This is a genomic window from Fibrella arboris (assembly GCF_041321095.1).
GTDB lineage: Bacteria > Bacteroidota > Bacteroidia > Cytophagales > Spirosomataceae > Fibrella > Fibrella arboris.
This window is the reverse complement of the sequence record NZ_JBGGWE010000001.1, coordinates 636,473-654,519: the sequence shown is the minus strand read 5'-3', so window position 1 is coordinate 654,519 and position 18,047 is coordinate 636,473. Positions and strand designations below refer to the sequence as shown.

The window sequence follows — 18,047 nt, the reverse complement described above, 5'->3', positions numbered from 1 at the left end:
ATTTTAGGTATTAAGTCTCAACATATAGACTGATTATTGTATCAGGGCACAAAACGTACCAACATGTATTCATTCGATAAACAAATTGTTCTTATCACCGGCGCAGGCTCGGGTATTGGTCGTTCGGCGGCGCTGGCATTTGCCGAAGCAGGTGCCCGGATCGTTGTTTCAGATATCAATGATGCCAACGGCCAGCAAACGCTCAGCCTGATTCGGGAGGCAGGTGGCGAAGCCGTTTATACCGCGTGTAACGTGGCTGATCCTGAGGCGCATACCGCTGCCGTGGCCTTCGCTGTAGGTACGTTCGGCCGATTAGACATTGCTGTGAATAACGCTGGTATTGGTGGCCGCTTTGCCCGGCTGATCGACCAGTCGATGAGTGACTGGGACCAAATGATGGCGGTTAATCTGGGCGGTGTTTTTTATGGTATGCAGGCTCAGATACGGCAGATGTTACAGCAACCGGAGGGTGGCCGGATCGTGAACGTGTCGAGTATAGCGGGCGTAAAGGGTATGGTAAACGGTGCGCCCTACAGTGCCGCTAAACACGGTGTTATTGGTCTCACAAAAACAGCCGCTCTTGAATACGTCAGGAAAAACATTCGGGTAAACGCCATTTGCCCGGTCTATACGCATTCGGCAATGGTGCAGGAGTTGATGGAAACAGCCCCGAACATGGAAGAACGGATGCGCCGTGTCATTCCGATGGGGCGTTTTGGGCAGCCCGAAGAGATAGCGCAGGCCATGATGTGGCTCTGTGCGCCAGAAAATTCATTTTGTACTGGCCAGGCTATTCACCTGGACGGCGGCATGACGGCGGGCTGAAAAAAGAGTTTACCGTTTGCTGTTGCGCTGCTAACTCAAGGATCCTGAATCAGCAGCGCAACAGCAAACGGTAAACAGCAAACTCGCTTTAGTAGCGTTTCTTCTTATCGCCGTTGTTTCCCGATTCGCGGGGCTTGTCGAACCGGTCGGGCGATGTCGAGAGTGAGGCGGTCCAGGGCTTCCAGCGGCTATCTTCGGCGCTGTTTGATGCGCTCTGGGTATGCCGGTTGTCGCGACGTGGATTGCGATTGCCGCCACCTCCGGGGCGATTATCGGGCCGTGGACTATTGGTGCGGTTGCCGCCACCCTGCTGACCGGCTGGTCGGGCAGGTTGTTCAGCGGGAGCCGATTCTGAACGGGGTTGACCCTGCGCCGGGCGGGCTCCGTTACGCTGACTGTCGTTGCTCCGACCTTGCGGCTGTCCGTTACGGCCGCCCCCCTGCTGACCGCGTCCGCCACGAGCCTGTCTTGGCTCTGGCTTCGGTGGTTTCGCCCATTCGAGCGGATCCAGGTTTTCAGACCGATACGGGTTGTTTTGCTCAACCGGGACGGCTTTGCCGATCAGTTTCTGAATGTCGCGCAGATAGGCCCGTTCGTCGGTTTCGCAGAACGAAATAGCAATGCCACTGGCACCGGCGCGACCTGTACGACCAATCCGGTGCACATAGCTTTCGGGAATGTTCGGAATCTCGAAATTGATAACGTGGGTTAGGTTATCCACGTCGATGCCGCGTGCGGCGATATCAGTAGCTACCAATACCCGTGTGGCGCCGTCTTTGAAATTACTCAGCGCTCGTTGGCGGGCATTCTGGGCTTTGTTACCATGAATAGCTTCGGTCTTCACACCGTGCTTATTCAAAAACTCAGCTACTTTGTCAGCGCCGTGTTTGGTCCGGGTAAATACCAGCGCCGATTTAATGGCCTTATCTTCCAACAGGTGCGAGAGCAGGCTGCGTTTATCGTCTCGCTCGACCATGTAGACCGACTGAACAACCGTATCGGCAGTTGACGACGCAGGCGTAACTTCCACCTTGGCAGGATTAGTCAGGATTGTATCGGCCAGCTTTACGATTTCGGGTGGCATTGTAGCCGAGAAAAACAGCGACTGCCGTTGGGCGGGCAGTTGAGCCAGTACCTTCCGAACGTCGTGGATAAAGCCCATATCGAGCATCCGGTCGGCTTCGTCGAGTACGAAGAACTCGATGCTTTTCAGGTTGATGAACCCCTGGTTCATCAAATCGAGCAGGCGACCAGGCGTAGCGGTCAGGATGTCGATCCCATTACGAAGCGCATCTGTCTGCGATTTCTGACCAACACCGCCGAAAATAACGGCATGGCGCAGGTCTAAATGACGACCATAGGCGGCCAGGCTTTCATCGATCTGGATGGCAAGCTCGCGCGTTGGCGTAAGAATCAGGGCTTTGATTTTGTTCGACCATTGACCTGACTGCTTCTTCGTATAGAGCCGTTGAAGGGTCGGGATCGAAAAGGCGGCGGTTTTTCCGGTGCCTGTCTGCGCGCATCCGAGCAGGTCGCGGCCTGCATTCACTAACGGGATGGCTTGTTCCTGAATCGGGGTTGGGGTAGTGTATCCTTCTTCGGCGAGCGCCTTAAGGATGGGCGAAATAATCGCTAATTCGTTGAAATTCATTAAGTTGGGGTGATGCTGAAAAGGAGGCTGCAAAAGCCGTGCCTAAACCCCACCACAGAGTGTATAACATCCTTACTACGAAGAACGCCAGTAGTTTAGTTCCGCCCGGCCTTTTGGGGTGTTTAAGCCGTCACAGCCAGGAAAAGTATTGTAGCCTGGTATATTGCCTCATTAACCCAGTTGACTAGACAGGTTTCGTACGTCCAGGTACGTTCTTCACCTTGCCAGGAACGTACCTGGACGTACGAAACCTGTCAACCCAGGCTGGCCAACCCGTTCATCGTAAAAGAGAGAGCCGCGCCGCTTTTCTAGTATAGGTCTAGGGGTTGGCCTTATAGAATAAAATCAAGGTAATTGTCTGGATTTACCACCGATAAAGAAGCGGTCGGATAAGCTGTTTGGAAGGCTTTAGGAAACCGAACTCGTTTTGTGTTCCACTTTATCTCAAATCCAGCCAATGCACCGTTGCTTTCTTCGAGCCAGTCTAGCTCCTGTTGGTCATACGTGCGCCAGAAATAAGGAATAGCCTGACTGCGCTGGTAGGCATTGCGCTTGAGCCGTTAATTCCGTGAGTCTATTCAACGCATTAACGTTAATTCGTTGAATAGACTCACGGAATTAATACGTTTACCCCAGGCTAACCAACTCTTTCAACTCATCATCGGAGAGGTCGCCGAGCCAGGTTTCGCCGGTTTTTACGCTGAGGTCGGCCAGTTCTTTTTTGCTGCGGATCATGGCGTCGATCTTCTCTTCCAGCGTACCCTGGTTCATGAGGCGATAGACCAGCACGTTTTTGGTCTGCCCGATCCGGAAGGCCCGGTCGGTAGCCTGATTCTCAACGGCGGGGTTCCACCACAGATCAAAATGCACGACGTGGTTGGCCTGGGTGAGGTTGAGGCCCGTACCGCCCGCTTTCAACGACAAAATGAACGTGTGGTCTGACCGGTTCTTCTGGAATTGCTCCACCATCTCGTCGCGGTCGGCGCGCGACGTACCTCCGTGCAGGAAGAGGGGTTCCTGCCCGAACGCCTGCTGAATGAACTGCTGCAACAACGTACCCATCTCTTTATACTGTGTGAAGATCAGCACTTTTTCGTGGCTGGCGTAGATCGTTTCCAGCAAATTCAGCAGGAGCGTCACCTTGCCCGAGAGCGCCGGGTTCTGATTGCCTTTTTTCAGGTATTGATGCGGGTGATTGCCAATCTGCTTCAGGGCCGTCATGAGCTTCAGTACCAGGCCACGCCGGGCAATGCCGTCTTTCTCTTCGATGGCCCGCATGCTCTCGGCCACCACGCTCTGGTACAGCGCGGCCTGTTCGGGCGTAAGGGTGCAAAACTGGTTGTTCTCGATCTTATCGGGCAGGTCGCTGATGATGCTTTTATCAGTCTTGACGCGCCGAAGCAAGAACGGGCTGGTCACGCGCCGGAACAAATCGAGCTTATGCTGGTCGCGTTCCTGTTGAATGGGTTTGCCAAACTCCTCGTTGAACTTGCTGGCCCCACCCAGGTAGCCTTTGTTCACAAAGTCCATGATGCTCCAGAACTCCGATAGCCGGTTTTCAACGGGTGTTCCGCTGAGGGCGATACGTACCTGCCCTTTCAGCGTTTTCACGGCTTTGGTTTGCTCGGTATCACTGTTCTTGATGTTCTGGGCCTCGTCGATGATCAGCACCGACCAGGTCGTTTTACGAAGCGTTTCCAAGTCGGAGCGCACCACGCCGTAGGTGGTCAGGATCAGATCCGGCCGGTCCGACGGTGCGGTGGATTCGCCATGCGTGGTAGCGGCTTTGCCTTCCGGCATTTTACGGTTGGGGCCGTGATACACGTGCGCTTTCAGATCGGGCGCAAATTTGGCGATCTCTTTCTGCCAGTTGGTCAGCAACGTGGTGGGTAGCACCACCAGCCCTTTCTGTTTCTGAAAACGACCTTCCTGCTTGAATTTGAGCAGTAACGAGATTACCTGGAGCGTTTTGCCGAGGCCCATATCGTCGGCCAGCAGGCTGCCCATACCGAGGGCCGTATTCTTCACCAGCCATTCGTAACCACGTTGCTGGTAAGGGCGTAACTGCGCGTTGAGCCGTTCGGGTAGGGGTTGCGCCTGGGTTTCGGTAAACTGTTTCAGAATGGCCTGTACATCGGGACTTATTCCCACCCGGTTGCCCTGATATTCTTCAGCCATCGCTGCTCGCAGCAGATCGGTGCCGGTCAGTTCGGCCGGGCGGGTAAGCTGCTTCTGTAGCCGGCCCAGGTCGGTGGGATCGACCAGCACGTACTGGTCTTTGATCTTCACCAGGCCAGTGCGGTTGTTTACCAATGACTCAAATTCCTGGTAATCGAGCATCTGATCGCCGATGGCTACCTGCCAGTCGAAGGTCAGCATGTCGTCGAGTTTCATGAAGGCGTTACTGGTCGTGGTCTTGGCTTTCAGTCGGCCACCCACCTGCGGACGTACCCAGTGTTGCAACGACCGGGGGAGCATGAGCGAAATGCCGAGTAACTGCATACGGGGCAGTTTTTCGAGCAGAATCTTTACGAAATCATCTGGCGCATAGCTCAGGTACGAGGGGCTGTTTTTCTTCGTCAGTTTGGCCAGATCGGGGAAATGCCTTGATAGAACCAGCAAGTCCTGCAAAACTGCCATACGGATGTGCTGATGAGGTTTCTCGTCCAGAATCTCGGTCAGCGGAATGGGGGTCGATAGCCCGTCGGCGGCTTCGCGGTCGCGGATGAGCAGGCTCAGTTTGAAGACCTCGCCAAACTCAGCTTCCTCGATGGCCAGGATAGGCACGAAGCGTTTCTGGGTCAGGAAGAAATCATTGAGCCATAGTTGCATGGCCAACGGTTTTTCGCGCTTGCCAAATCCTTCCAGCTTCAGCATTTCCTGACCAAAAAATAACCGGTCGGCATCTTCCAGCGGCCAGCGTTCCCACAGTTCAACGGTAGGCTGCTTCACTGGCTGGCGCAGCAGGAGCGAACAGAGCATCAGCACGTGCTCGGCTGGTGAACCCGGCGACATAATCTCTTTCTGCCAGCGAACGGTGAGCAGTTCGGGCGGTAGCTGGGTAGCCAGCGCGTCGGTCAGGCGGCGAATGGTTTCGTTGAGCGTAGCCGGTAGCCAACGTACCCGGTACTGATTGCCATCGGTGCCTACGCGCAGAATCTGCGGTACCACGGCTCCCCGGCGGAGCAAAGCGGCTGTGAACTGGCGCGTCAGGTAAAGCGCCCGCACCGAATCGCTCATGTCGGGCCAATCGGTTTCGGAGAGGTCACCTAGCCAGCCCATCAGGTCGGCAATGGCAAAGTGGGGTAATGGCCGTGCTTCGCCGTGTTCACTAAAGATATTGATCTTCCGCAGGTCGAGCAGCTCGTCGAGCTGTAGCTCAACACTATCGCTCGGTTCGGGGTGGTTCACCACCACCTTATCCACGACGGGCTTGCTGAAGAGCTTGTATGCTTTGCCGAGATCTTTATGAAAATTGCTTTTCGTGAACGTTACCTCGGGTTCGAGTAAGCCAAGCAGCGAGTCGGTCAGGGTTGGAATGGTGGCAAAATCAAGCTCAGCGCGGGCCGCTTCGCTGGGGGTCCAGTCTTCCTCATCGGGCAGGTCGTCGGTATAAAGGTCGGTAACGGTCAGCACCGTTTCCACGCCGCCTGCGCCAAAGTTTTCGGTGGCCAGTTCGGCCAGCAGATCAAGCCCTTTCAGCAGGAAAACGAGAAACGGATTCTGGTCTATTTCATTGGTGATGAGGTAGATAACGGCCGCCAGGTGCTTGCAGGGCATGGCGTAGTCGGGGCAGGAACAGCCTGCCTGCAGTTCCGCGAATGACCGCGGAAAGAGCCGAATACCGCGTTGGTCGGCAAACTGAATCAGATCGGGGGGGAGCTGCCGGTTCAGGAGCTGCGCCAGCAACGTTGGGTTCTGCCTGATCTCGGTCAGGAGCGCGTCTTTTTCTGCTTTTTCGAAAAGCCTGACTGTCAGCTTCGTCTTGTAGGGGCGGGGTTTGCTGCCCTGCACTTGCGCACTGATCTGGTTGGTCTCAATTTTCAGCCCCCTAACGGCTCCTTTGTTGGCGTATGTTTTACCCCGTGGCAGGCGGTTGCCTTCGTCGATACTGGTTAATGCCTGAAGCCATTGCTGGCCCCACCAGGTTTTACCATACGTAATGCGTTCGGCCATTGTGTACTCTTTCCCTTGATTTGCCGCAAAAATACGGGCTTGCTATAAAACGAACAGGTCAGGCAATAAAGTGGCTAACTCCCCTGAAAGATACGGCAGGTTCTGGCAGCCAACGTACCTGGCCTTACACCTCCCAGCTGTAATAATTGTGGTCTTCGTCGAGCGAAAAGCCGGCTCGGGGGTATAAACTGTTGCCAATCAGATTCGTTTTTGCCGTTTCCAGCATCAAGCCGTAGGCATTGGTGTGGTGGCAAAGCTGTTTGGCGGCGTTGAGCAAAGCGAGCGAATGGCCCTGTCCGCGATGATCGGCTTGAACAAACAGGTCGTTGAGCAGCCAGAGCCGTTTCAAGCGGGTCGACGAAAAAAGGGGATACAGTTGCACGAAGCCTACCAACGTACCTGGTTCTGGTTCGGCCACAAAAATTACCGATTCGTTACCCGCCATTCGGTCGGCCAGAAACTGACGCCCGTCGGCAACGGCCGTGGGCTTTTCATAAAAGACGCGGTATGCATCGAACAGTAAAGCCAACGAATCGAGGTCGGCGAAGGCAGCAGGGCGGATCATGGCGAAACGTAGACGTAGTGAACAGCGTGTAAGTTGGTTTACTTCCCGCTGAAAACCATACTGCATCAGGCCGTGACCCGGTAAACGGTTATTTGTTTTGTATTCCCATCTGCCTACATTTGGGCTGGTTTAAGGTGGAATAATTACTTAGGCCTCTTGCCCTGTCGGACCCGCCAGTCCGCAGGGCTTTTTTGTTGAAAATGTGCAATCAGCGCGTGTAGAGCCAGGTTGGCCATTCCGTAAGGTAACAATCAGGCCACCAGTCGGGCTTGTCAAGTTATAACGACCTGGTCCCTCGCTTTCACACCGTAGAGTTGCCATAACGATTCCGTGTATTTAGCCGTGATTCTTTCCCGATCTCGCTAAAATGCGCTATTTTGCAGCCACATAAAAGTAGGAATTTCTAGTGAAAAGCCAAAAATTATGTATACTAAAATACAATAGACTTTAATAAAAACTTGTAACTATTGGCTTTTGCCAATTGTTGTTCACTTTATTATTAGTCGATTACGTGTCTGTTCACGCCGCCACGCTCTCCTACAATTTGCGCAACTATGACCACCGCCGGATCAATCGACGTGTCACCAGGTGAAACAGCCCTGGGGCGGGCCATCAAACTCATTGGTATTGGAAAATACGGCAGTAAACCAATGCCGCCAGAATTAATAACTGAATGCCGGGAGAGCCTGCTGTCGGGCACGGCGCACCCGCTTCAGGTAGGGGCCTTCATTGGGGCGCTCCTGACAAAGGGCCTGACCGAAGCGGAACGAACGCTGGAAACCTGCTTCGGACGGGATGCCTTTTCACACCCCACGTTTCTGGTCAATAAACTGTGTCCCGAACTGCCCGTAAACCTCCTGCCGATTGCCACGAAGCTCGTGCGTGGGCAGCATCTGCAGATTAGCGAGGCCCGGCAACTGGGCGATTACCTGTTCGGTGATTTCCCGCCGGAGCAGGATTGCGAAACCTTTCGCGGGCTGGCAGCCAGTATCATGCGGGTCCGTCATGAAACCAATGATGAATACCAGGGCCTTTATCAGGCAGTGATGGAAACGCTGGCCCCCCGCTTTCATGATGATGAGCCCATCGGGCCAACGAGGCCTATTGTACAACTGGCCGAACCATTCGATGGGGCCGAGCACTCGTACCTGATCACGCCCATACTAGCTCATTTTTTTCAGCAGCGGGGCTACGGTTCCTTGTCGATGGTAGGGCGTACGCCGGGGCCTAAATACACGCTCAATGCGCATGACCTGTACATGCACATGAACTGCGAATTTGTCTTAAACCAGGCCGAATTCACAAAAGAACCGCCCCATGTCTACGGGTGGGTGCTGGATCAGAAAGCCTTGTCACCGGCCTTGAATCACTGGGTCGATCGGCGGCGGATACTACTCAAACGACCTTTTCTATCAACGCTCGAAAAAGTGTTGAACCCTGCCCGCGCCCGTATTCTGGTAACGTCGGTCTTTCATATCACGTACCAGATGAAAATGGCCGAACTGGCACTGATGGCGGGTTTCGATGCCGCCATTGTCTTGAAGCGCGGCCTGGAGGGTTCGTTGGCGCCATCGACCGCACGGGCTACGGGCGTGCTTTGCGCCGTACGTACGCCCGAGAATCACCTGTTCTACCAACATTTCGATGCCGACCGGCCCGTGTTCGCGCCGTATAAAACGGAGGCAGACCTGGACATTGCGAACCCGCAGGCAGCAGAAAATGCGCGGCTGGTGAAGACGTACCTGGCTCAGCAACAGACCGGTAACGATGACTTTGACAACCGTGTCCGTTTTGCCCTTGCCCTCTATGGCCGTGGTCTCGACTGGATAGAAGGGCAGCTAGGCTAAGTTGGCGGGCTGGTCAATGGGCAAGCAGCGATGAGGCGATACCATCTGTGCCCAATCAGCACGTACCCGGTAACTCATTTCCTGATCAGGATGCGCTGACCTACCTCTATGGTATAACTGGTCAGGTTGTTCCAGCGCATCACATCCTGCACACTGACTTTGTTGATCAGTGCTACCCGGTACACCGTCTGGCCGCGCTGAACAATGTGGTAATACGAAGTGCCATTAACCTTCGGGGTTTCGATACGCACCCGATTGATTAACCGTTCGGGCCGGGCTGGCGCCGGTGCCGGTGTGGTGACAGGCCGATCTACGTCAACCGCCGATTCTGTGTTTTCCCGCGATCTGACGGCTGGCGACGTTGCTTTAACAGGTGGCTTTGGCTTGCCGGCTACAGCTACAGTAGCAGAAGCTGCGGGGCTTGGTTTCGGTGCTTCTGCGTTGGTAACGCCGATGGGCTCGGTCAGGTCTGGCTGGTTCACAGCAGGGCGCGGCACATCGGCGGGTCTGACCGCTGTGGGTTTCCCTACCACCAAGCGTTGGCCCGCAACCAATGGCTTACGGTACGACAGATTATTCCAGGTCATCAGATCGGAAAGCAGCAGATTGAACCGCTGAGCTACTCCCGAATGCGTATCGCCTTCTCTGACGGTGTAGTAACGAAGCTCTGGCGCCGATGCCGATACGGCTGAACCGCTGACCGGGTCCCCTTCGGTCGCTGTCGTTGACAGTGGTCCAGCTGCCGTATTGGTAGAGTCAACGGCTGGCAGTCGCCAGTTTGGCGGACCGGGGCTATCAATTACAGACTCTTCGTTTTCGCGCGTCAGTTTGCGCTGCGCCACCGTGGGCTCCTGCTGCGAGGGTGTTTCAGGGAGTACCTGATACTCAGCCGGTACATTGTTGGGGCGTTTCTCCCGGAGCCATAAAATGCGCCCTGGTTGTAGCCGCTGGTTAGTCTCCAGATGATTGTATTTAAGCAGGTACTTCATCTGAATGCCATAGGTTGTGGCCACTTCGCGCAGGGTCTGGCCAGCCTGCATCACATGAAACGGAATTTTAGCTTTGCGGGCCTTGGCCTCCAGGTAGTAGATCTCGCCGGGGCGTACCATATCCCGGTCAGTCATGTCGTTAATGGCCAGAAACGATTTGACCGACACGTCGCCGTAATACGCCAGGGTGATCACGTTATCGCAGGGTTGGGCCTGAATACCTTTCCGGTCATTGATTTCGTAGAAAACGGCCGAGGCGCGGGTGATCGGGTCTTTCGAGGTGGCGGTTGGCAGCTTGCGCAATACCGGGAAACCCAGGTCGCGCCGGGCGCCCGGTTGCGAGGGCTGGCCAAGCTGCACCGTTGAGTTGACCTGTCCTTTCACGGTCAGGTACTCCGTTGAGGTTAGCCGGATCAGCACCGGATAGGCTTTATCGGTTGGGATTACCCGCACGCGTAACCACTCATTGAATGGCATAAAGCGTGGCTGGTCGATGCCCAGTTCACGGGCAATGGTGACCAGGGTTTTGCCTTTGCCCTGTCGGTAATCATACAGCAGAAAAGGGTTGGCATTGGGGCGCAATAAGGGAATTTCGTATTCAAAAACGACCTTTCGGGCCAGGGTAGCCCAAACCAGCGCCGGGCTGTCGGCGGTTAACTGCACCTGGTCGTTTGGCAGCGTTGGGTCGCCTGATTCGGTTGACCGTTGCCCGGCGGCAAAATTCAGCAGCACCCGCATCCAGTTTGGCGATTTGGTATGGAGGGCTGCCAGTTCGCCCAGAACGGCCTCTGAGGATGAAGCCACATTGAGACGCTCGTCGATGCTGTTATCGACCCGCAGGTTCAACCAGCTGGCTTTGCGGGCGTCTAATCCCCAATACGTGCCGTTCGACAGGTTAATGGGCAGGCAGGCGTACCGAAAATCGGCCGGCACCGCTCGTTCTTCGAGCATGGGGCCCAGCACCGACTCAATGTACTGCAATTGTTCTATAGCATTGCGTAGGGTCGACCGGTCGGCGTAGAGACTGGTGATCTCCTGCTGAAGCCGTTGTTGTCCCTGTGCATTGATATACACAGTTGTACCACCAAAGTTTATTTCTGTTGGAAGAGCAGGTAAACGTTGAGTGAATGCCAGCACGGGTAGCAGGCATAAAAAACTAAGTAGTGTATGACGGGCAATAGTTGGCAGCACAGAATTTCTTATTGAAACGGAGTAAGGAAATCAATCGAACTGTGAGCTGATGGGTTTCCTCAAAAAGTAAGCAATTTATACAAGGTTACCGACTAGTAACAAGACGCTACTGTTGCTAGGCGCTGCAACAGTCGTGCCTTTTCTATCTATAAATAGGGAATATACCTGATATATAGACGAAATGGGACATATGTTTATTTCGTGAACCGTTTTTACATCCATGGCAAATAGCTACCCGTAGGTAGTTTAGTTGAGGTTTTAACGAATCAACGAATGCTGGCCGTTTACCCGATCAGTATGCCAGCCGTTGGCCAGTCTGTACTATTGTATATTAAATCACGAACGCACTTATGCATTTAGACGAGCAAGACCCGATAGGGTTACAATCATATCTGGCCCGAAAAGGATGGATATGCGACGATGAGCCCATTCGTAGCCTAGGCAAGCCTGGCGAGGGTAATATGAACTATACACTTCGGGTACGTACCAACAGCCGGTCGCTCATTGTAAAGCAAGCCCGTGGATATGTCGAAAAATACCCATCTATTCCTGCACCTGCTGAACGGGCTGTTATGGAAGGGCTTTTTTACCGCGAAATCGCCGGCAATCCAGAATTAAGAGGCTATATGCCTGCTATTCTGGGCGTTGACGAAGATGAAAAACTGCTCGTTCTCGAAGACCTGGGCGAATCGTCCGACTTTTTGACCTGCTATCAGACTAGTCACTCGATAGAAGCAGAGGAAGTAATACCGCTAATTACGTACCTCGCTCTACTACACAATCAATTTCTTACTGACCGGCCAAATCCTGCGTTCGCCAACCAGGCCATGCGAGTATTGAATCACGAACATATTTTTATTTATCCATTTGTAGCTGATAATGGAGTAGACCTCGATACCATCCAGCCGGGTCTGCAAACGCTGGCGGCTCCGTATAAGCAGGCGGCCCTTGCCAACGCCGCCCATGCCCTGGGCGACCTGTATGTAGGTGATCAGCTTGGTAGACCGGTCACACTGCTGCACGGCGATTATTATCCGGGAAGCTGGCTGCGGACCAAAGCCGGGGTGAAAGTGATCGATCCCGAATTCTGTTTTTATGGTCCCGCCGAATTTGATCTGGGTGTTATGCTGGCGCACCTGCACCTGGCCCAACAGCCCCAGGCTATTCACCAGCAGGTTCAGGCTGGGTACGTTCGGCACGGCGCTTTTGATGAGCAGTTAGTACGGCAGTTTACAGGCATCGAAATACTGCGGCGGCTTATTGGGATTGCCCAGCTTCCACTGAGTCTGTCGCTTGAGGAAAAGGCCCAGTTGATGCAGCAGGCAGCGGCGATGGTCATGGGTAATTGACCAGGCACGTTGCATTGCCTATATAATCAGGGCCTTAAGGCCATACGATTGACTGAAATGATAGCAAATAAAGTTAAGCAGCTACTCCTCCTGGGTACGTTGCTGGCCCTCCCCTTTTGGGCGAACGGGCAGATTACCATCGGTACCAAGCAGAAGCCGGTACCACAATCAACCAGAAAACCAGTTACGAGACCCCGCCGAATCTGGCTCGATACCGATATCATGGTTGGCATGCCCGACAAGCAGGGCGCCCGCGAAGTTGACGATGCCCTTACGCTGATGATGGCCCTGCGCCATGCCGACAAAGTACAACTGGTGGGCATCAGCACGGTTACCTACGCAGACTATGGCTACAGCGTAACGCAGAAACTGCTGGGCTGGTACAACAAAACGGGCCGTGCAATTCCGGTATATCGGGGGTCCGACACGCTCCACGACATTGGCCGGGAAACAGACGCCAGCCGGGCTATGGCGGCGGCGCTTCGCAACGAACGGATGCCCATTCTGGCTATTGGCCCGATGACCAACGTGGCCACGGTACTAAAAAATCATCCTGAACTGGCCAGACAGATCGAAGAAGTGGTGGTCTGCGCGGGACGAACCCCCGGCTTGCCGTTTCGGCCCGGCCTGGAGCTGGTAACCGTGGGCGATTATAACTTCGAGATGGACCCGGAAGCCTTTCGGGTGCTGTTCGATGCCGGTGTGAAGGTGGTGCTGTCGGGCTATGAGTGTAGCGTTTACACGTTTCTGGGGCGCACGGACCTTGCTTTTCTGGCGCGTGGTTCTGAAGGCGACAAATGGCTGAGCAAAACGCTGCGGCCGTGGCAACTGCTGAACAAAAAGGTATTTGGCGTTGATGGCTTCGTACCGTGGGACACCACACCGCTTGGCTACCTGACACACCCGAACTATTTCAAGTACCACGAAGCTATTCCCGTACGCATCAACACCCGCGCCGATGATACCGGGGGTACCGGCCAAAAGCCGTTTCTGGAAGTCTCGTATGACTACAAAGACACACCCTGGCGCGCGACATACGCCTACAAGACGCTCCCCGGCTTCGAAGAGATCGTTATCGAGAGTTTGAAGAACTGAGCGCGGACCGGAAGCTGGCGCGAGGATACCCCGCAGCGCCAGCCTCCGGTCCGCGCTCAGTTCTCTATCTCGCTCCAGGTGGTTTGCCAGTATGAGCGGAAAAGGACAAAGGCTACACCCAGCATAAGAGGCAAGGCGATCCATTGACCGTAAGGAATGTAGGTAAGTCCCCAGTGTGCGACGCCAATGAGCCCAATGATGAACATGCTGAGGAAGCTGCGGGTAGTCGCGCTGTTCCGAACCACATCCTGCGCCATGGAGAAAGGTAAATGGCGCTTGCCCATAACGGCCGTGATCAGCAGCATAACCAGCGAATTAACGTAGGCCAGCAGGATGTCGGGGAGCACGGTTGGTCCTTTTAAATAAAGTACGTAGCCAGCCAGCAACATGAAATACGGCGTCATGAGTTTGACGGTCAGTGCTTTCAGGCCACCTGCCAACAACGGCCCTGGCTGAGTCATGGGCGACGATTCATAAATCCAGGCCGCTTTGTAGTTATCGGAGACGGAAATTTGCAGCAGCGCGGTCATGATGTAGATACCACCAAAGTAGAGAATAAACAGGAAAAAGCCGCCCGTTCCTTTCACGGTAGACTGGTAGTTCAGGCTCATGATCACGGCGTAGGCCAGCCCGAAACCCAGACCGGGATAGGTACGTAGCTTGAATTTCCGGTCCCGCCCTGAGATGAACCAGACAAAGGTGAAGCCGGCCCGTTCAAGCGGGTTGCTGGTAAACCAGTTGGCCATTCTGCTGGCCAATGAAAGCGGAGGAGTGCCGGTCGGCGACGCTGTTGTACTGCCCATTTCTGGCTGGGTACGTTCTTCCTGATCCAGACTGGCCAGTTTGCTGCTAAAAACAGTAGACAGCACATTGGTCATGATATAAAGGCCCAGAAAAGGCACTGTAAAAGCCAGCCCAAGTGCTACAAAATGATGGATATCGGCCTGGCGGTTAATGACCAAGTCGAGGCTGGCGGCGCTCCATAGGGGCGGAATCGCGTAATGCCACAGTTCCCAGACAAAAGGGCGAGCATCCATCATACCGTCGCTATTCAGCAGGCGGGGAAGTATCTGGTAGCCACCATAAAAGAAAATGCCCATCCCGATCTGCACGTAGTTGATCACCTCGCGTAGCCGTTCGCTGCTGACAAACTGCATCAGCAGCAGGTAAAGGACGTTGGTCAGGAAAACGGCCAGAATAGCCATCAGCAGGCATAACACGAGCGTCATAAACCCGATCGACGCGCCAAACCGGTAGCCAAGAATCAACGAACCAACCGATCCTACGGCCAGGGCAATCGTGAATAGATAGCTGATGATGTGCACGATCCGGGCAGTGAGCATGGTTCGGCTATCAATGGGCCGAAACAGCATGATCTGATTGTCGGACGAGTCGAGTACCACCGATGAGAAATCGCTGATGAGCGACATGGTACAGATGATCAGGACATAGCCGAAGAATAACGTGGCCGGTTTAATGATCATGCCTGCCGGGCTCATGCTCAGGAAAAGCGCGAATACGGAGCCAAACAGGGCGTAGACCGCCAGTGAGATCCAGTACGAGTTGTTGGTTTCGCTCGCCTTTTTCCACTGACTAAACGCGGCGGGGCGCCGGTTGTCGAGTTGCAGCTTAACAGACAGAATGGCCCGTAGCTGCGTATAATTCACGCCCAGCAACCGCCACAAAAACGGCAGCCGGTCGGTGATGAGTAACGTAGGTGATGTCATGGGCAAGCGGCTTGGGGCAGGGGGCTTAGGGCTAGGGGCTTGGGTGAGCCACCACAGGCCCCTCGCCCTAAGCTTACAAGTTCAGCGTTTGAATGAATTCTTCGGCAGTGGCGTCCTGCCCCCCGGTGCCGGTAAGTTGGCCGAACAGCTGCTCGAGCGAACCGCCCGTTTCGCGTTGGGCCTGCAACTCCGCAAAGGATCCGTCGGCAATGATTTCACCGGCGTTGATGATGATGATTCGATCCGAAATTTTCTCGACCACATCCATAATGTGTGAGCTGTAGAAGACTGTTTTGCCCGAGTCGGCCAGTTGGCGGATGATCTGCTTCACCAGTACGACCGCGTTGGCATCAAGGCCCGACAGGGGTTCGTCGAGGAAGATCAGGTCGGGGTTGTGCAGGAGCCCTGAAATGAGCAGCACTTTCTGGCGCATTCCTTTCGAGAAGGTCGTCATGCGGTCGTTGGCCTGGCTTTCCAGACTGAACAGGCGCAGGAGGTCAAGGGCCTTTTTATCGACGGTAACCTGATCCAGTTCGTACAGTTGCCCCACAAAGCGGAGGTATTCCATCGGCGTCAGCAGGTCGTAGAGGGCGGCGTTTTCAGGTACGTACCCAATGCGGCGTTTGATGTCCATCACCTGGGTACGCAGGTCGAACCCAAGTACAGACACGTCGCCTTTAAAATCGGGCAGGAGGCCAATCAGCGTTTTGATGGTCGTTGATTTGCCGGCGCCGTTGGGGCCGATATACCCCACTACCTGCCCCGGTGCCACAGAAAGATCAATACCTTTTAAAACCTGGGTGCTTCCGTAGTATTGCGTCAATCCACGGGTGTCGATGACTGGCATCATAGCGATAACGTCGTTTGTCAGTTAGTAAGGTCGGTAAGGAAAGATACGTCGGCAGGCTGGGGTACGTTGCCCACATTCGGACGACTGGTTATAGGAGGCGATGACAGGTTACTGGCTATTCGCTGACGGGTTATTGATCCGGTTATGCAGAAAGATACTATTCTTGTGCCCGAAACAACGAACCGGCCTCCGTATTCGTTAGTCAAAACATGATACCACACCGACTTTGCGTCAGCTTCTTTCTGGTGGCTACCGTCACGCTTGCCGCCTGCACATCGTCATCCGATCAGGCCAACTACGTGCCTAAGCCGAAAGGTTATCCCCGCATTGACCTGCCTGCCGCCGCCTATGTAGCCAGCCCGCCGGGTCATCCGTACCAGTTTGACGTGAATCGCATGGCCCGGGTGCTGCCCGACACGTTCAAAAACGCAGAGCCACACTGGATTTTCGTGTATTACCCAACGCTGAAAGCCACCGTGCAGATCACCTACAAACCGGTAATGAACGATGTGAACCGGCTACGTGGTCTGCTCGCCGACGCCTATAAGCTGACTGCCAAACACAACGTGAAAGCGTCGATGATTGAACAGAAGCAGGTACGCCTGAAAAACGGACTGGCCGCCAGCCTGATCACCCTCGAAGGCGAAGTGCCCAGCCAGTTTCAGTTTGTCACCACCGACAGTACGCGCCATTTTCTGCGGGGCGCCCTCTATTTCAACACCGCCACCGCCAACGATTCGCTGGCCCCGGTCATTCAGTACGTCCGTGCCGACATGATGCAGTTGCTGAACACGCTGAAGTGGAAGTAGCGTGCGTGAATAAGTGGATGTATGGTTTGTTCGCGCTTGTGTGTATTGCTTCGCGTGCGGGCTCAGGGTGACACTTACATCATAAAAAAAGCCGTGGGAGCTATTCTCCACGGCTTTTTTCAATCAAATGCGTGAAAGCACCTACTGCTCGTTCAAATCCCAGTTGTAGGTCTGATACGAGATTTTGGTCGCGTCGGTGATCTTGGTTTTCGAGAACTGGTTCACCACATCTTTCACCGACTGGCCTTTCATGCTCTTGAAATCACCGCCGTACCAATCCAGGATCTTCGACAGGCTGGCCTGCTTGGCTGTGATCGAATTCTTCGCCGGATTATTCAGGAAATCAACGCCCTGGTCTTCAAGTTGCGCATCCAGCTTTTTGCCGTCGAACGCTTCGTTCCGTAGTCGGGGGCACGATTTAGCCGCGCACACCAGCGCGAAGTGGATCCGTGGCTCCGAGAATTTCTTGCGGATGATGCCGTGTTCGATGTTATTCAGATCGTATGTCTCGCCGCCGATCTTAATGAATTTGATATCCCAGGGTGTGTTGACAAACGGAATCTTGATCTTCGAGCCAATGTCTTTGATGCTCTTCACGGGGTAATGATCCATGATGAGTTGGATCGTGAAGGCATTGTAGGCATTGATCCAGTAGGCCAGTTGGTCGTCTTTGCTCCAGCTATCAGACGGCGCGTTCTTGCCCAGCATGTCGGTATAGGCTTTCAGATCGGCCTTGTCTTTGATGAAGCCTTTATAGTCGACCATACCCGAACCGTTTACGCGGGCTTTCAACAGCTTATCGAAGGCGGCGTGGCTGGGTGCTGCGGCTACGGTTATAGCAGGAAGTTTAACGGCGTTATGATGCGCCAGGTAACTGCCCGATAAACTGATGGCCAGGCAAAGGCAGACGCTGAATACAAACAGAAGTTTCATGTTGTGTGATGGTTTTAGCTAGATATACGCTCAGGAGGAC

The 18,047-nt window shown here is 54.3% G+C and carries 12 protein-coding genes and 1 pseudogene; 5 read left to right on the top strand and 8 right to left on the bottom strand.

Annotated elements, in window-relative coordinates; all coding sequences use genetic code 11:
- The first annotated feature begins 63 nt into the window (after positions 1 to 63).
- Positions 64 to 825 carry an SDR family NAD(P)-dependent oxidoreductase gene (locus ACAW75_RS02470; RefSeq protein WP_370727080.1) on the top strand — a complete coding sequence of 254 codons (762 nt, stop codon included), beginning with the start codon at positions 64 to 66 and terminating at the stop codon, positions 823 to 825.
- Between the two features lie 88 nt (positions 826 to 913).
- On the opposite strand, the gene ACAW75_RS02465 is transcribed toward ACAW75_RS02470, so the two are convergent.
- The 4 genes and pseudogenes from ACAW75_RS02465 to ACAW75_RS02450 form a co-directional block, all read right to left on the bottom strand.
- A complete protein-coding gene (locus ACAW75_RS02465) occupies positions 914 to 2,476 on the bottom strand; it encodes a DEAD/DEAH box helicase (protein WP_370727079.1) in 1,563 nt (520 codons plus the stop codon).
- 332 nt (positions 2,477 to 2,808) lie between these two features.
- Positions 2,809 to 3,021: pseudogene (locus tag ACAW75_RS02460) on the bottom strand (DUF4143 domain-containing protein); the annotation flags it as partial.
- An 82-nt stretch (positions 3,022 to 3,103) separates the two neighbouring features.
- The gene (locus ACAW75_RS02455; RefSeq protein ID WP_370727078.1) at positions 3,104 to 6,652 is read right to left on the bottom strand and encodes an SNF2-related protein; all 3,549 of its coding nucleotides are present in this window, start codon (positions 6,650 to 6,652) and stop codon (positions 3,104 to 3,106) included.
- A gap of 124 nt (positions 6,653 to 6,776) precedes the next feature.
- Entirely contained in the window at positions 6,777 to 7,217 is a 441-nt protein-coding gene (locus tag ACAW75_RS02450; protein ID WP_370727077.1) for a GNAT family N-acetyltransferase, read from the bottom strand.
- A 554-nt stretch (positions 7,218 to 7,771) separates the two neighbouring features.
- On the opposite strand from ACAW75_RS02450, the gene ACAW75_RS02445 reads away from it, so the two are divergent.
- Positions 7,772 to 9,064 (top strand): anthranilate phosphoribosyltransferase, encoded by a 1,293-nt coding sequence (locus ACAW75_RS02445; protein WP_370727076.1) that lies wholly within the window; start codon positions 7,772 to 7,774, stop codon positions 9,062 to 9,064.
- 74 nt (positions 9,065 to 9,138) lie between these two features.
- Here the strand turns inward: ACAW75_RS02445 and ACAW75_RS02440 are convergent, their stop codons facing one another.
- A complete protein-coding gene (locus ACAW75_RS02440) occupies positions 9,139 to 11,127 on the bottom strand; it encodes a LysM peptidoglycan-binding domain-containing protein (RefSeq protein WP_370727075.1) in 1,989 nt (662 codons plus the stop codon).
- 467 nt (positions 11,128 to 11,594) lie between these two features.
- Between ACAW75_RS02440 and ACAW75_RS02435 the strand changes: the two genes are divergently transcribed.
- Both ACAW75_RS02435 and ACAW75_RS02430 read left to right on the top strand, forming a co-directional pair.
- Complete coding sequence (locus ACAW75_RS02435; protein ID WP_370727074.1) at positions 11,595 to 12,593, top strand: phosphotransferase; 999 nt, start codon at positions 11,595 to 11,597, stop codon at positions 12,591 to 12,593.
- A gap of 57 nt (positions 12,594 to 12,650) precedes the next feature.
- Positions 12,651 to 13,688, top strand: coding sequence for a nucleoside hydrolase (locus tag ACAW75_RS02430; protein ID WP_370727073.1), 1,038 nt, complete (start codon positions 12,651 to 12,653; stop codon positions 13,686 to 13,688).
- A 56-nt stretch (positions 13,689 to 13,744) separates the two neighbouring features.
- Here the strand turns inward: ACAW75_RS02430 and ACAW75_RS02425 are convergent, their stop codons facing one another.
- Together ACAW75_RS02425 and ACAW75_RS02420 are read right to left on the bottom strand one after the other, a co-directional pair.
- Positions 13,745 to 15,415, bottom strand: coding sequence for a hypothetical protein (locus ACAW75_RS02425; RefSeq protein WP_370727072.1), 1,671 nt, complete (start codon positions 15,413 to 15,415; stop codon positions 13,745 to 13,747).
- 73 nt (positions 15,416 to 15,488) lie between these two features.
- Complete coding sequence (locus ACAW75_RS02420) at positions 15,489 to 16,265, bottom strand: ABC transporter ATP-binding protein (RefSeq protein WP_370727071.1); 777 nt, start codon at positions 16,263 to 16,265, stop codon at positions 15,489 to 15,491.
- 209 nt (positions 16,266 to 16,474) lie between these two features.
- Between ACAW75_RS02420 and gldD the strand changes: the two genes are divergently transcribed.
- Positions 16,475 to 17,074 carry a gliding motility lipoprotein GldD gene (gldD, locus tag ACAW75_RS02415; RefSeq protein ID WP_370727070.1) on the top strand — a complete coding sequence of 200 codons (600 nt, stop codon included), beginning with the start codon at positions 16,475 to 16,477 and terminating at the stop codon, positions 17,072 to 17,074.
- Positions 17,075 to 17,215: 141 nt separating this feature from the next.
- Here gldD and ACAW75_RS02410 read toward each other — a convergent pair whose 3' ends face one another.
- Positions 17,216 to 18,007: a DUF547 domain-containing protein gene (locus ACAW75_RS02410; RefSeq protein ID WP_370727069.1), complete on the bottom strand. Its 792-nt coding sequence runs from the start codon at positions 18,005 to 18,007 to the stop codon at positions 17,216 to 17,218.
- Between the last annotated feature and the right edge of the window lie 40 nt (positions 18,008 to 18,047).

What these genes read in the sequence shown, in the direction of transcription:
- ACAW75_RS02450 (WP_370727077.1), bottom strand. Translation starts at nt 7,217, where the DNA reads ATGATCCGCCCTGCTGCCTTCGCCGACCTCGATTCGTTGGCTTTACTG.
- gldD (WP_370727070.1), top strand. Translation starts at nt 16,475, where the DNA reads ATGATACCACACCGACTTTGCGTCAGCTTCTTTCTGGTGGCTACCGTC.
- ACAW75_RS02410 (WP_370727069.1), bottom strand. Translation starts at nt 18,007, where the DNA reads ATGAAACTTCTGTTTGTATTCAGCGTCTGCCTTTGCCTGGCCATCAGT.
- ACAW75_RS02430 (WP_370727073.1), top strand. Translation starts at nt 12,651, where the DNA reads ATGATAGCAAATAAAGTTAAGCAGCTACTCCTCCTGGGTACGTTGCTG.
- ACAW75_RS02455 (WP_370727078.1), bottom strand. Translation starts at nt 6,652, where the DNA reads ATGGCCGAACGCATTACGTATGGTAAAACCTGGTGGGGCCAGCAATGG.
- ACAW75_RS02465 (WP_370727079.1), bottom strand. Translation starts at nt 2,476, where the DNA reads ATGAATTTCAACGAATTAGCGATTATTTCGCCCATCCTTAAGGCGCTC.
- ACAW75_RS02470 (WP_370727080.1), top strand. Translation starts at nt 64, where the DNA reads ATGTATTCATTCGATAAACAAATTGTTCTTATCACCGGCGCAGGCTCG.
- ACAW75_RS02425 (WP_370727072.1), bottom strand. Translation starts at nt 15,415, where the DNA reads ATGACATCACCTACGTTACTCATCACCGACCGGCTGCCGTTTTTGTGG.
- ACAW75_RS02435 (WP_370727074.1), top strand. Translation starts at nt 11,595, where the DNA reads ATGCATTTAGACGAGCAAGACCCGATAGGGTTACAATCATATCTGGCC.
- ACAW75_RS02420 (WP_370727071.1), bottom strand. Translation starts at nt 16,265, where the DNA reads ATGATGCCAGTCATCGACACCCGTGGATTGACGCAATACTACGGAAGC.
- ACAW75_RS02445 (WP_370727076.1), top strand. Translation starts at nt 7,772, where the DNA reads ATGACCACCGCCGGATCAATCGACGTGTCACCAGGTGAAACAGCCCTG.